This window comes from Agreia bicolorata (genome assembly GCF_000938265.1).
In the GTDB taxonomy this organism is placed as follows: Bacteria; Actinomycetota; Actinomycetes; order Actinomycetales; family Microbacteriaceae; genus Agreia; species Agreia bicolorata.
In genome coordinates, this window is the sequence record NZ_JYFC01000004.1 from 85323 (window position 1) to 99084 (window position 13762).

11 protein-coding genes are annotated in these 13762 nt (G+C 66.5%); 9 read left to right on the forward strand and 2 right to left on the reverse strand.

The window, feature by feature from the left end; genetic code table 11:
- The first annotated feature begins 133 nt into the window (after positions 1 to 133).
- The 6 genes from TZ00_RS10585 (at position 134) to TZ00_RS19965 (ending at position 6401) form a co-directional block, all read left to right on the forward strand.
- Complete coding sequence (locus tag TZ00_RS10585) at positions 134 to 805, forward strand: hypothetical protein (protein ID WP_044441615.1); 672 nt, start codon at positions 134 to 136, stop codon at positions 803 to 805.
- Positions 802 to 1821 carry a LacI family DNA-binding transcriptional regulator gene (locus TZ00_RS10590; protein ID WP_044441616.1) on the forward strand — a complete coding sequence of 340 codons (1020 nt, stop codon included), beginning with the start codon at positions 802 to 804 and terminating at the stop codon, positions 1819 to 1821. Before TZ00_RS10585 ends, TZ00_RS10590 begins: the two co-directional genes overlap by 4 nt.
- A gap of 317 nt (positions 1822 to 2138) precedes the next feature.
- Positions 2139 to 3815: a ribulokinase gene (gene araB, locus TZ00_RS10595; protein WP_044441617.1), complete on the forward strand. Its 1677-nt coding sequence runs from the start codon at positions 2139 to 2141 to the stop codon at positions 3813 to 3815.
- Positions 3812 to 4534: an L-ribulose-5-phosphate 4-epimerase gene (locus TZ00_RS10600; RefSeq protein WP_420796231.1), complete on the forward strand. Its 723-nt coding sequence runs from the start codon at positions 3812 to 3814 to the stop codon at positions 4532 to 4534. The genes araB and TZ00_RS10600 overlap by 4 nt, the downstream gene beginning before the upstream one ends.
- Positions 4531 to 6048, forward strand: a complete 1518-nt coding sequence (gene araA / locus TZ00_RS10605) for an L-arabinose isomerase (protein ID WP_044441618.1) — start codon at positions 4531 to 4533, stop codon at positions 6046 to 6048. Before TZ00_RS10600 ends, araA begins: the two co-directional genes overlap by 4 nt.
- Before the next feature lie 206 nt (positions 6049 to 6254).
- The gene (locus TZ00_RS19965) at positions 6255 to 6401 is read left to right on the forward strand and encodes a hypothetical protein (RefSeq protein ID WP_161793764.1); all 147 of its coding nucleotides are present in this window, start codon (positions 6255 to 6257) and stop codon (positions 6399 to 6401) included.
- Positions 6402 to 6521: 120 nt separating this feature from the next.
- Here TZ00_RS19965 and TZ00_RS10610 read toward each other — a convergent pair whose 3' ends face one another.
- On the reverse strand, positions 6522 to 7925 hold the full coding sequence (locus TZ00_RS10610; protein WP_044441619.1) for a xylulokinase: 1404 nt from the start codon (positions 7923 to 7925) through the stop codon (positions 6522 to 6524).
- 245 nt (positions 7926 to 8170) lie between these two features.
- The gene (gene xylA / locus TZ00_RS10615) at positions 8171 to 9361 is read right to left on the reverse strand and encodes a xylose isomerase (protein ID WP_044441620.1); all 1191 of its coding nucleotides are present in this window, start codon (positions 9359 to 9361) and stop codon (positions 8171 to 8173) included.
- Between the two features lie 396 nt (positions 9362 to 9757).
- On the opposite strand from xylA, the gene chvE reads away from it, so the two are divergent.
- The 3 genes from chvE (at position 9758) to mmsB (ending at position 13752) form a co-directional block, all read left to right on the forward strand.
- A complete protein-coding gene (chvE, locus tag TZ00_RS10620; RefSeq protein WP_044441621.1) occupies positions 9758 to 10885 on the forward strand; it encodes a multiple monosaccharide ABC transporter substrate-binding protein in 1128 nt (375 codons plus the stop codon).
- 96 nt (positions 10886 to 10981) lie between these two features.
- Positions 10982 to 12535 (forward strand): multiple monosaccharide ABC transporter ATP-binding protein, encoded by a 1554-nt coding sequence (gene mmsA / locus TZ00_RS10625; RefSeq protein WP_044441622.1) that lies wholly within the window; start codon positions 10982 to 10984, stop codon positions 12533 to 12535.
- A gap of 5 nt (positions 12536 to 12540) precedes the next feature.
- Positions 12541 to 13752 (forward strand): multiple monosaccharide ABC transporter permease, encoded by a 1212-nt coding sequence (gene mmsB, locus TZ00_RS10630; protein ID WP_044441623.1) that lies wholly within the window; start codon positions 12541 to 12543, stop codon positions 13750 to 13752.
- Positions 13753 to 13762 lie beyond the last annotated feature (10 nt).

Below are 13762 nucleotides of genomic sequence, written 5' to 3' on the forward strand. Positions count from 1 at the left end.
GAGCGGGGTCGATCGGCACAAATCCGAAGTCCCATATCGTCATGATGCCTTATTAAACACCTGCCGCAGCCCGCCCTGCCCCCGGCCGCGGGCAGCCGGTATCCTGTCGAGACGGCCTGAGACAGGAGTTTGTGTGAGTCAACTGAGCCAGCCCCCCGCCTTCTCGTACCCGAATCAGCGCGTCATCCGGCCTCCTCTGCCGAAGACGCAGCGCAATCGAGCCCTGTTCGCCGGCGCCGTGTCGAACACCGTGCTCTCTGCCGGGCTCGGCATTCTCAGCGCGGCCGGGCTCGTCATCGCGTTCGGCCTCATCTGGGAGTTCGTTCTGCTCCTCATCAGGGCCTCCGGCACGTCGACGTCGAGCTTTGGCGATCAGAGGCCGGTCGAGTGGGTGCTCGAACGGCTCGGCTACGATCCTTCCGATGCCTGGATCTTCTGGGCTGTCATCGTGGTTCTGCTGATCGCCGGGGCGTTCGTCAGCTGGGCGGGAATCTGGATCGGCAAGGCCATCGTCGCGGAGTCCGGTGCTGCCAGGCCGTGGGCCGTGACCTGGAGTGCGACGGGCATCCTGCTCGGACTCGGGCTCATCGCATCGACCGTCGTCTCGCCGTTGGCGGGCCCGGCCCTCTCGGTGGTGCTGGGTTCGGCCGTCGCGAGTGGTGCTCCGACCGAAGACGGCTCGGCCGGCATCGGCGTGGCCCTGGCGGCCTCCATTATCGGAGCGATCCTCTCGCTCGCCGTCTACGCGATTGCCGGCTCCCTCGTGTGGTGGTGGATGGCGCACGCCTTGCGCCGAGCCGCGTGACCCAGCCGCCGGCATCCGGGCGGGCCCCCAGCATTCGCGATGTCGCTCGCCTCGCGGGCGTGTCGCACCAGACCGTCTCGCGCGTGCTCAACGCGCACCCGAGCATCCGGCCAGAGACCAGGGAGCGTGTGCTCGCCGTGATGGGCGAGTTGAACTATCGCCCCAACCGCGCGGCGCGCACCCTCGTGACCTCGCGGTCGGCGACCCTCGGGGTGCTTTCCGCGTCGAGTGCGCAGTACGGTCCCGCGTCGAGCATCAGAGCCATCGAGCGCGCTGCCCGTGCCGAGGGCTATTTCGTGAACACGGTCAACGTCGACGGTTCCGATGTCGACGAGATCGAGGCCGCGCTCACCCACCTGCTCGACCTCGGAATCGAGGGGCTTGTTGTGATCGCACCGCAGGTGAGGGTCTTCGACGCCCTGGTGTCGCGCGGCCTCGACCTGCCCTTCGTCACGATGCAGTCCACGGGGCGGCAGGGAGACCACGCACTCTCGGTCGACCAGATCACGGGAGCCAGGCGCGCGACGAGGCATCTGATCGAACTCGGGCACACGCGCATCCAGCATCTGGCCGGCCCGCTCGACTGGATCGAGGCGGAGGCTCGCATCGTCGGATTCCACGCGGAGCTCGAGGCTGCAGGGCTGCCCCGGGTCGAGCCGCTCGTCGGTGATTGGACTCCGGAGTCGGGCTACGTCGCCGGGCAGAGGATCGCCGGAGAGGGCGGCCCCACCGCGGTGTTCTCTGCCAACGATCAGATGGCCCTCGGTCTGCTGCACGCGCTGCGCGACGCAGGGCTGGATGTTCCGGGTGACGTCAGCGTCGTCGGTTTCGACGACATTCCCGAGGCCGCGCATTTCTGGCCGCCGCTCACGACTGTGCGGCAGGACTTCGACGAGTTCGGGCGCCGCTGCATCGCGCTGCTGCTTGCGGCGATCCGCGGCACCCCGGTGGAGGAGCGCGCTCTGGTTCCCGACCTGATCGTGCGGTCGTCGACGGCACCGCCCCGCGCGCGCTGAGCATCCGCGCGGCCACTCGCAGCCGACTCGGCGCAGATGCACCGAAGGCTGCGGTTTTGAGTGCATCCGGGTCGGGTCGATGGGGGGCGCTCGATCCACCCGGCGCAGAAGCACCTTCCGCGCCGGGTGAGGGTGCTTCTGCGCCGAGTCGATGGGGCGACGTGGGTGATGGGGCGACGTGGGTGATGTGTCATGTGGCGCGACATCGGGGCAGCGCTTGACATCTCGCGGCGCCGCTCAGGTAACATGAACACGGCAATGTGAACGGTCACATTGGCCGGATCCACCGCGTGAGAACGAACGAAGGAGTTCCCCCGATGAGCACTGCCGACACGAACGACGACGAACGCTACGTCGTCGGCATCGACTACGGAACCCTCTCGGGGCGCGCCGTCGTGGTGCGCGTCAGCGACGGCGCCGAACTCGGCAGCGGTGTTCTCGAATACCCGCACGCCGTCATGGATCGCACGCTCGCCGCATCCGGCGCCACCCTGCCGCCCGAGTGGGCTCTGCAGGTGCCGAGCGACTACGTCGATGTGCTCAAGCACACCGTGCCGGCGGCTCTCGCCGAGGCGGGCATCGACCCCTCGAAGGTCATCGGCGTGGGCACCGACTTCACGGCCTGCACGATGGTTCCGACGCTCGCCGACGGCACGCCGCTCAACGAGCTGCCCGAGTACGCCGACCGCCCGCACGCCTACGTCAAGCTCTGGAAGCACCACGCGGCCCAGCCCCAGGCCGACCGCATCAACCGTGTGGCCGAGGAGCGCGGAGAGGCCTGGCTTCCCCGCTACGGTGGGCTCATCTCGAGCGAGTGGGAGTTCGCCAAGGGTCTGCAGCTACTCGAGGAAGACCCGGAGCTCTACAACCGCATGGACCACTGGGTCGAGGCCGCCGACTGGATCGTCTGGCAGCTCACCGGCGAGTACGTGCGCAACGCCTGCACCGCCGGCTACAAGGGCATCTGGCAAGACGGCGAGTACCCGTCGTCCGAATTCCTCGCCGCGCTCAACCCCGACTTCGCCGACTTCGCCACCAGCAAGGTCGAGCACCGCATCGGCCAGCTGGGGGATGCCGCGGGTCGGCTCTCCGCGGAGGCTGCGGCCTGGACGGGTCTGCCCGAGGGCATCGCGGTGGCCGTCGGAAACGTCGACGCCCACGTGACGGCTCCCGCCGCGCGCGCCGTCAAGCCCGGACAGATGGTCGCCATCATGGGCACCTCCACCTGCCACGTCATGAACTCCGACATCCTCAAAGAGGTTCCGGGAATGTGCGGCGTCGTCGACGGCGGCATCGTCTCGGGCCTCTATGGCTACGAGGCAGGCCAGTCCGGCGTCGGAGACATCTTCGCCTGGTACGTCGAGAATCAGGTGCCCGCCCACTATCGCGAGGCGGCAGATGCACGCGGCATAAGCATCCACTCGTACCTGACCGAGCTGATCGAGCACCAGCCGGTTGGCGGTCACGGTCTGCTGGCCCTCGACTGGAACAACGGCAACCGCTCTGTGCTCGTCGACACCGAGCTGTCGGGCCTGCTCGTGGGCCAGACGCTCGCGACCCGGGCCGAGGAGATCTACCGGGCTCTGCTCGAGTCGACCGCGTTCGGCACCCGCAAGATCATCGAGACCTTCAACGCCTCGGGCGTCGAGGTGACCGAGTTCATCGTGGCCGGCGGCCTCATCAAGAACGCCTTCCTCATGCAGACCTACAGCGACATCCTGCGCCTGCCGATCTCGATTCTCGCCAGCACCCAGGGCCCCGCGCTCGGCTCCGCCATCCACGCCGCCGTCGCGGCCGGCGCCTACCCCGACGTGCTCGCCGCGAGCGACGCGATGGGCCGGCTCGACGAGGCCGTCTATGTGCCGAACGAGGCGAACGCCGACGCCTACGACGCCCTCTACGCCGACTACTCCGAGCTGCACGACTACTTCGGTCGCGGCGCCAACGATGTGATGAAGCGGCTGAAGACCGCACGAAAGAAGGCACTCGCGTGAGCGACACCGTGGCAGAGTTCACTCCCGAGATCCAGGATGCGATCGCGCGCGTCCGCGAAGACGTCGCGCGGCTCCATGGCGAGTTGGTGCGCTACGGACTCGTCATCTGGACAGGCGGCAACATTTCGGGCCGCGTTCCGGGCGCCGAGCTGTTCGTGATCAAGCCGTCGGGCGTCGACTACGACGACCTGGCCCCGGAGAACATGATCCTCTGCGACCTCGACGGCGCCGTCATCCCCGGCACACCCGGTTCCGAGCGCTCCCCCTCGAGCGACACGGCCGCCCACGCATACGTCTACCGGCATATGCCCGAGGTCGGGGGAGTGGTGCACACGCACTCCACCTACGCGGTCGCGTGGGCCGCGCGCGCCGAGCCCATTCCCTGTGTCATCACGGCCATGGCCGACGAGTTCGGTGGTGAGATCCCGGTGGGTCCGTTCGCCATCATCGGCGACGACTCCATCGGTCGCGGCATCGTCGAGACGCTGAAGGGCCACCGCTCGCGTGCCGTGCTCATGAAGAGCCACGGCCCGTTCACGATCGGCAAAGACGCCCGCGACGCGGTCAAGGCCGCGGTCATGGTCGAAGACGTCGCCCGCACCGTGCACATCTCCCGCCAGCTCGGCGCCCCCGTCGAGATTCCCGAGCCCGCGATCGACTCCCTCTTCGACCGCTACCAGAACGTCTACGGACAGAACCCCGAAGGATCCCTCGCATGAGCACACTCCGCACCACTCTCGACGACTACGAGATCTGGTTCCTGACCGGCAGCCAGGGCCTCTACGGCGAGGAGACCCTCCGCCAGGTGGCCGAGCAGTCGAAGACGATCGCCGACACGCTCGAGGCGTCCACGGGCATCCCTGTTCGCATCGTGTGGAAGCCGGTGCTCACCGACTCCGACGCTATTCGCCGCATGGCCCTCGAGGTCAACGCGAACGACAAGGTCATCGGTGTCACCGCCTGGATGCACACCTTCTCGCCAGCCAAGATGTGGATCACGGGCCTCGACCTGCTGCGCAAGCCCTTGCTGCACCTGCACACGCAGGCGAACGTCGAGCTGCCCTGGGGCGAGATCGACTTCGACTTCATGAACCTCAACCAGGCCGCGCACGGCGACCGCGAGTTCGGTTACATCCAGGCCCGCCTCGGCGTCGCCCGCAAGACGGTCGTCGGTCACGTCACCGACCCGAGCGTGCAGAAGCAGATCTCCGACTGGAGCCGCGCGGCTGCGGGCTGGGCCGCCACCCACGAGATGAAGCTCGCCCGCTTCGGCGACAACATGCGCTACGTGGCGGTGACCGAGGGTGACAAGACCGAGGCCGAGCTGCGGTTCGGCGTTCAGGTCAACACCTGGGGCGTCAACGAGCTGGTCGAGGCCGTGGATGCGCAGAGCGATGCCGATGTCGACGCTCTCGTGGCGGAATACGAAGAGCTCTACGACGTCGTGCCCGAACTGCGCAAGGGTGGAGAGCGCCACGTGTCGCTGCGCGACGGCGCCCGAATCGAGCTGGGACTCCGCTCCTTCCTCGAGGCCGGCGGCTTTTCGGCCTTCACCACGAGCTTCGAAGACCTCGGTGGCCTCAAGCAGCTTCCGGGTCTCGCGGTTCAGCGCCTCATGGCCGAGGGCTACGGCTTCGGTGCCGAGGGCGACTGGAAGACGGCCGTGCTCGTGCGCGCCGCCAACGTCATGGGCGCAGGCCTTCCCGGTGGTGCCAGCCTCATGGAGGATTACACCTACGACATGACTCCCGGCGCGGAGCTCATCCTGGGCGCCCACATGCTCGAGGTCAGCCCGTCGCTCACGACGAAGAAGCCCACCCTCGAGATCCACGCGCTCGGCATCGGCGGAAAAGACGACCCGGTGCGCCTGGTCTTCACGGCCGACTCCGGCCCCGCCGTGGTCGTCGCGCTCTCCGACATGCGCGACCGCTTCCGCCTCGTGGCCAACGTGGTCGAGGTCGTGCAGCCCACGGCCCCGCTGCCGAAGCTGCCCGTCGGGCGTGCGGTGTGGAAGCCCGAGCCCAACTTCCAGACGTCGGCCGCCGCGTGGCTCACGGCCGGTGCGGCGCACCACACCGTGATGTCCACCGCTCTGGGGCTCGAGGTGTTCCAGGACTTCGCCGAGATCGCGAAGACCGAGCTGCTCGTCATCGACGAGAACACCGAGCTGCGCGAGTTCGCCAAAGAGGTGCGCTGGAACGCGGCCTACTACCGCCTCGCCCAGGCGATCTAGCTCGGCCTATCGGGGCGCTTGTTACCCGAAGCGACGGATGTTGCCGGTCAGCCGGTAACATCCGTCGCGACCGGCAACATGCTCGGCTCCGGGGCCTCTGCCGGAGCGCGAGCCGGATGCCGGAATTGAGGTATCCGGCGAAGACCACAGGATCGACCGCGCACAGGGCAAGGAACGGGAGATCGACCCATCCGTAGGAGATCACGTTGACTGCCGCCATGGCGGCAAAGACGCTGCGCACGGCGAAGATGGCGGCCAAGGCGAAGCTCGCTGTGGGACGCGCGCTCAAGCGCCACCAGGGTCGCGGCGCCGCGATCTCCTCTCCTCCGCCACGGAAGATTCGAGTGCCGTAGCGACCACGCCAAGTCAGCACGATTGCGGCGACATGCCGACGGCTTGGGGTCGGCGCGCCGGCGAAGGCGCGATGTGTGCTGACTTAGCTTCCCCTCGACAGACTCAGGGGACCACGGATCTCAGACCGCGCGAGCCGCGTACTGCTCTCGGATGACCGGGCGGTAGTCGGGAGCCGGAGTGGCGACCGTATCGACTGTCCACGAGGGCCGACTTCCGGTCAGCACCCATGCGGCCTGGGTCGCGGCGCCGTCGGCCACATACTCTCCAGGGGTCGGGATGCTGACGGGCAACTCAAAGACCTGGGCGGCGATCGCCTGCACGGCCGGGTTGAGAGCGGCTCCGCCGATGATGAGCAGCCTCTCGGCCTGAACCCCGAGCGTGGTGACGGCAGCGACCCCGTCGGCCAGGCCGCAGAGCAGGCCCTCGATCGCGGCGCGCGCCAGGCCCTCACGGGTGGTCGACGCGAGCGTCATGCCGAACAGCGTGGCGGTGGCGTCGGGCAGATTGGGGGTGCGCTCGCCCTCGAAGTACGGCTGCAGAACGAGACCTTTCGATCCTGGCTCTGCCGCGAGGGCGAGGGCGCCGAGCTCGTCGTGGGTGACGCCGAGAAGCCGGGCCGTGGCATCCAGGATGCGCGCGGCGTTGAGGGTCGCGACCAACGGCAGCGACAGGCCGCTCGCGTCGGCGAAACCGGCCACGGTGCCGGTGATGTCGTTGATGGGGGTCTCGGTCACCGCGAAGACGGTGCCGCTCGTTCCGATCGACACGACGACGTCGCCGGCTCGTGCGCCCAGGCCGAGGGCAGCGCCCGCATTGTCGCCGGCGCCGGCGCCGAGCACGACGCCCGAGGGGGTGGTGCCCGCAGACTCTGACGGGCCGAGCACGCGAGGCAGGATGCAGTCGTGACCGAGGGCGGCCACGAGGAGTTCGCGGTCGTACTCGCCCGAGACCGAGTCGAAGTAGCCGGTTCCACTCGCGTCGGAGCGATCAGTGGTGAGTTCTGACAGTACGGGGCCGAGGGGGCTGCTGTCGTCATCGACGGGACCGAAGCCGCGCAGCCGCCAGGTCAGCCAGTCGTGGGGGAGTGCGACGGCGGCGACGCGTTCGGCGTTCGACGGCTCGGCGTCGCGCAGCCAGCGGAGTTTGGTGATGGTGAAAGATGCGACGGGCACGCTTCCCGTGCGGCGCGCCAGCTCGTCGGCGCCGAACTCGGCGATCAGCGCGGTGGCGGCGGATGCCGACCGGGTGTCGTTCCAGAGCAGGGCGTCGCGAACGACTCGGCCATCGGCATCCAGAGCGACCATGCCGTGCTGCTGGCCGGCTACGGCCAGCGCGGCCACGTCGTCGAGCCCGCCGGCCGCGGTGAGTGCCTGGCGCAGCGCCTGCCACCAGGCCGCCGGGTCGACTTCAGTGCCCTCCGGATGCGGCGCGCGGCCCATGCGCACGAGTGCGCCCGTCTCGGCGTCGCGGATGACGACCTTGCAGCTCTGGGTGGACGAGTCGACGCCGGCGACGAGGGGCATGGGGAGTTCCTTAAAGTGTGAAAACGAACCGTTCCCTGAGCTTGTCGAAGGGGGGAGGCCCTTCGACAAGCTCAGGGAACGAGGAGGTGGCTGGCCGCGGGGCTTACGGTTCAGAGCCTTCCGCGGCTGAGGGCTGCCGCCTTTCGCGCGCATGGTTGGCAGCGGGGGATACGACTCAGAGTCTGCCGTGGTCTTGGGCTGCCGCCTTTCGCGCGCTGATTCGGCGACGCATCAGCGTCGCCGAATCAGCGCGCGCCAAGCAGGTGCTCGAGCGCCAGCTGCTGCAGGCGAACGAAGCCGAAGCCCTTGCCGTTGAAGTAGGCGTTCGCGTCGAAGTCCTCGTAGGCGCTGCGGTCGGCGAGCAGGTCGTCGTAGCTCTCACCGTCGCCGAGCGTGTTCTGCGACAGCTCGAGAACGCGCGACGCGGCGAGCTGCTCTTGCACTTCGGGGTCTGCGCGGAACGCTGCGGCGCGCTCCTTGAGCAGGAGGTAGGTGCGCATGTTCGCCGCCGCCGAGTCCCAGACGCCAGTGATGTCTTCGGTGCGGGAGGGCTTGTAGTCGAAGTGACGAGGTCCGTCGTACGCAGGTCCACCGTTCGGGCCGCCGTTTTCGAGCAGGTCGACTAGAGCGAAGGCGTTCTGCAGGTCGCCGTGACCGAACACCAGGTCCTGGTCGTACTTGATGCCCCGCTGGCCGTTGAGGTCGATGTGGTAGAGCTTGCCCTGGTAGAGCGCCTGGGCGATGCCGGCCGTGAAGTTCAGCCCGGCCATCTGCTCGTGACCGACCTCGGGGTTCACTCCAACGAGCTCGGGACGCTCGAGTGTGTTGATGAATGCGAGCGCGTGGCCGAGGGTCGGCAGCAGGATGTCGCCGCGCGGTTCGTTGGGCTTGGGCTCGATCGCGAAGCGGATGTCGTAGCCCTTGTCGGTGACGTAGTCACCGAGCAGGTTGACGGCCTCGCGGTAGCGCTCGAGGGCCTGGCGGATGTCTTTCGCCGAGTCGTACTCTGCGCCCTCGCGGCCGCCCCACATCACGAACGTCTTGGCGCCCAGTTCGGCGGCCAGGTCGAGGTTGCGCAGCACCTTGCGCAGAGCGAAGCGACGCACGGCGCGGTCGTTGGAGGTGAAGCCGCCGTCTTTGAACACGGGAGCGGAGAAGAGGTTGGTGGTGACCATCGGTACGATCACGCCGGTGTCGGCCAGGGCCTGCTTGAGGCGATCGATCTGCTTCTGGCGCTCGGCGTCGGTGGAGCCGAAAGCGAAGAGGTCGTCGTCGTGGAAGGTGAGTCCGTAGGCGCCGAGCTCGTTGAGCTTGTGCACGGCCTCGACCACGTCGAGGGGAGCCCGGGTGGGGCCGCCGAACGGGTCGGCTCCGTTGTAGCCGATGGTCCAGAGGCCAAAGGAGAATTTATCGTCGCGCGTGGGCTCGAGGGCCATGGTGATTCCCGTCTCTCAACGTCGTTGGTGAATTGTTGCTGTCGAAAACATATCAGTTTTGGGTCTGGCGGGCCAGATGCGAATCGATCACTTTCTCTGAGATCGAATTGTTATCTCCGCAAACTAATGGACGCGATCCCTGATTTTCAGGGGTGTGAACGGTCACATCGCCACGTCGCTTCAAGATTGTGAGAGCGAGATCAGTGAATTGCGTAGACGTACGTCGACGTCGTGGGATATGTTCGCTCCGTCAACAAAGGTCGTGAAAACGACCGGGGCCATCACAGCGATGCCCCGTTACGAGGGAGTAACTGTCGATAGACAGCCTTCCTCCGCTTGTGACGCCGTCCCCATCGATCGGGCCGGCCCCTGGCAGCATTCAGAGAGGAAAGCACCATGACCACGAGAACCACGAAACGGCTTCTGGCCGTTCTCGCCACTTCAGCGGTGGCACTGTCACTCGCCGCGTGTTCGTCGAGCCCCGCGACGACCGACGGCGCATCCGGCGACACGATCAAGGACTGCAACGTCGGCATCTCGATGCCTACGCGCTCGCTTGAGCGCTGGATCAACGACGGCGAGCAGCTTCAGAAGTCCCTAGAGGGCGCGGGCTGCACCGTCGACCTTCAGTACGCCGACAACAAGACCGACCAGCAGATCAGCCAGATCCAGAACCAGGTCGCCGGTGGCGCCAAGATCCTCGTGATCGCGGCCATCGATGGCAAGGTGCTCGCGCCGGTGCTCGACGAGGCCAAGAAGCAGAACGCCACCGTCATCGCCTACGACCGCCTGATCAACGGCACCGACAATGTCGACTACTACGCAACCTTCGACAACTACAAGGTCGGCACCCTGCAGGGCCAGTACATCGAAACGCAGCTCGGACTGAAGGACGGCAAGGGCCCGTTCAACCTCGAGCCCTTCGCCGGCAGCCCCGACGACAACAACGCCAAGTTCTTCTTCTCCGGCGCGTGGGATGTTCTGCAGCCCTACGTCGAGAAGGGCCAGCTGGTCGTGCCGAGCGGCAAGGCCCCGAAGAGCGACGACGACTGGGCCTCCATCGGCATCCAGGGCTGGGCTTCCGACAAGGCTCAGGCCGAGATGGACAACCGCCTCTCCTCGTTCTACACGGGTGACCAGAAGGTCAACGTCGTTCTCTCCCCGAACGACAGCCTGGCGATCGGCATCGAGGCTTCGCTGAAGTCCGCCGGTTACACCCCCGGTGCCTCCTACCCGATCATCACCGGACAGGACGCCGACAAGGCCAACGTCAAGGCGATCCTCGATGGCGAGCAGTCGATGACCGTGTGGAAGGACACGCGCGCCCTCGGCGACCGCGTCTTCCAGATGATCAAGTCGATCGCCGCCGGTGAGAAGCCGGAGGTCAACGACACGAAGACCTACGACAACGGCAACAAGGTCGTTCCGTCGTACCTGCTCGACCCCGAGGTCGTCGTCAAGGACGACGTGCAGACGAAGCTGATCGACTCCGGCTTCCTCAAGGCGTCCGACGTCGGTCTCTAAAGATCCACCCCCGGTCGGCCCCGCCTCTTCGGCGGGGCCGACCTTCTCCGTCGGCGAGCCGCCGACAGCATAAAGACGTGAAATGGAGGGAGCCCGATGAGCATCCAGGACAGCGTGCAGCAGCACGACGTGATTCTGCGAATGAACGACATCGTCAAGGACTTCAGCGGAGTCAAGGCGCTCGACGGCGTCTCGATCAGCGTGCGGCGCGGCGAAGTCCACGCCATCTGCGGCGAGAACGGCGCGGGCAAGTCGACCCTGATGAAGGTGCTCTCCGGGGTGTATCCCACGGGCAGCTTCGGCGGCTCGATCGAGTTCGAGGGTCACGAGGTGGCCTTCCGCGGCATCAACGACAGTGAGCACGAAGGCATCGTGATCATCCACCAGGAGCTCGCCCTGAGCCCCTACCTGTCGATCGCCGAGAACATCTTCCTCGGCAACGAGCTGTCCACCCGGGGCGTGATCGACTGGAACAAGACGAACCGCGAGGCGGCGCTGCTGCTCGCTCGCGTGGGCCTCGACGAGAACCCCGCGACCAAGATCCTCGAACTGGGCGTCGGCAAGCAGCAACTCGTCGAGATCGCCAAGGCGCTGTCGAAGCGGGTGAAGCTGCTCATTCTCGACGAGCCCACTGCGGCCCTCAACGATGAGGACTCGGCTCATCTGCTCAGCCTGATCGACCACCTGCGCATGCAGGGCATCACCTGCATCATCATCAGCCACAAGCTGAAGGAGATCAAGAGAATCGCGGACACGGTCACGGTCATCCGCGACGGCAAGACGATCGAGACGATCCCGATGGACGGGCCCGATGCCACGGAGGCGCACATCATCCGCGCCATGGTCGGCCGCGACCTCAACAGCCTGTTCCCGCCCCGTGACTCCAACATCGGAGAAGAGGTGCTGCGCGTCGAGGATTGGACCGTTTACCACCCCGTCGACACCTCGAGACTTGTGGTCGACGGCGCCTCGTTCACCGTGCGCGCCGGCGAGATCGTTGGTTTCGCGGGCCTGATGGGCGCCGGTCGAACCGAACTCGCGATGAGCATCTTCGGACGCTCCTACGGGACCAACATCTCGGGTCGCATCTTCAAGAACGGTGTCGAGATTCAGAACCGCACCGTCGACGAGGCGATCCACAACGGATTCGCCTACGCCACCGAAGACCGCAAGAAGTACGGCCTCAACCTGATCGGCGACATCCAGGTGAATGTGTCGGCAGCGGCCCTGGGCAAGCTTGCCAAGGGCGGCGTCGTCGACTCCCACCGCGAGTACAAGGTCGCCGACTCCTACCGCGAGAAGATGAACATCAAGGCCCCGAGTGTGGCCTCGATCACGGGCAAGCTCTCGGGTGGCAATCAGCAGAAGGTCGTGCTGTCGAAGTGGATCTTCGCCGGCCCCGACGTGCTGATTCTCGACGAGCCCACCCGCGGCATCGATGTCGGTGCCAAGTACGAGATCTACGGCATCATCAACGAGCTGGCCGCCCAGGGCAAGGCCGTGGTCGTCATCTCGAGCGAGCTGCCCGAGTTGCTCGGCCTGGCCGATCGCATCTATGCGATCTCCGAGGGAAAACTCACCGGTGAGGTCTCTCGCGAGAATGCGTCCCAAGAAACCCTTATGCAGTACATGACCGCGGGAAAGGACTGACCCCGATGAGCACAACAACCCCCACCATCACGCCCCCGGTGCCGAGCAAACGGCGCATTCCCAAGCTCTCCATCAACTTCAGGCAGTACGGCATCCTGGCGGCCCTCGCGGTCATCGTCATCCTGTTCCAGATCATGACGAACGGGCGCCTGCTGCTGCCCGGCAACGTGAACAACCTGATCCAACAGAACGCCTATGTGCTGATCCTCGCAATCGGCATGGTGATCGTGATCATCGCGGGCCATATCGACCTCTCGGTCGGCTCCGTCGTGGCGATGGTCGGCGCCGTTGCCGCGATCAGCATGAACTCCTGGGGCTTCCCGTGGTGGGCCGCGGTGCTTCTCTCGCTGGTGGTGGGAGCGGTCGTCGGGGCCTGGCAGGGCTTCTGGGTCGCGTACGTCGGCATACCCGCCTTCATCGTGACACTCGCGGGCATGCTCATCTTCCGTGGTCTCACGCTCGTCCTTCTCACCGGCGGAACGATCTCCGGCCTTCCCGCCGAGTTCACCGCGATCGGCGCCGGCTGGCTTCCCGCCTGGTTCGGCGAGGTCGCCGGGCGAGACGTTCTCACCCTCGTGCTCGGCATCCTGACCGTGGTCGTGCTGCTCGCCCAGGGTCTGCGTTCGCGCGCCACACTGCGCAAGCTCGACCTGCCGCGCGAGCCCATGGTGTCATTCTGGATCAAGAACGGCATCGCCGCGATCGCGATCCTCGCGTTCACCTGGCTGCTCTCCGACTACAGCGGAACCCCGATCATCCTGATCATCCTGGCCGTGCTGATTCTGCTCTACACATTCCTGCTCAACCGCTCGGTGTTCGGCCGCCACGTCTATGCGATGGGTGGCAACCTGTTCGCGGCGGTCATGAGCGGCGTCAAGACCAAGCGTGTCAACTTCCTCATCTTCGTGAACATGGGCATCCTCGCCGGTCTGGCCGGTGTCGTCTCGACCGCCCGCGCCGGCGGTGCCGTCGCCTCGGCGGGTCAGAACTACGAATTGGATGCGATCGCGGCCGTCTTCATCGGAGGCGCGGCCGTGCAGGGTGGCGTGGGAACCGTCGTGGGCGCTGTCATCGGTGGTCTCGTGATGGGTGTGCTCAACATGGGCCTGTCGATCCTGTCGGTCGACGCCGCCTGGCAGATGGCCATCAAGGGCTTCGTTCTGCTGTTGGCCGTCGCATTCGATATCTTCAACAAGCGGCGCGCGGGCGGCCGCTGATTCCGGAGCC

Coding starts and splice junctions, on each gene's coding strand:
- mmsA (WP_044441622.1), top strand. CDS start 10,982: ATGAGCATCCAGGACAGCGTGCAGCAGCACGACGTGATTCTGCGAATG.
- mmsB (WP_044441623.1), top strand. CDS start 12,541: ATGAGCACAACAACCCCCACCATCACGCCCCCGGTGCCGAGCAAACGG.
- xylA (WP_044441620.1), bottom strand. CDS start 9,361: ATGGCCCTCGAGCCCACGCGCGACGATAAATTCTCCTTTGGCCTCTGG.
- araA (WP_044441618.1), top strand. CDS start 4,531: ATGAGCACACTCCGCACCACTCTCGACGACTACGAGATCTGGTTCCTG.
- chvE (WP_044441621.1), top strand. CDS start 9,758: ATGACCACGAGAACCACGAAACGGCTTCTGGCCGTTCTCGCCACTTCA.
- TZ00_RS10610 (WP_044441619.1), bottom strand. CDS start 7,925: ATGCCCCTCGTCGCCGGCGTCGACTCGTCCACCCAGAGCTGCAAGGTC.
- araB (WP_044441617.1), top strand. CDS start 2,139: ATGAGCACTGCCGACACGAACGACGACGAACGCTACGTCGTCGGCATC.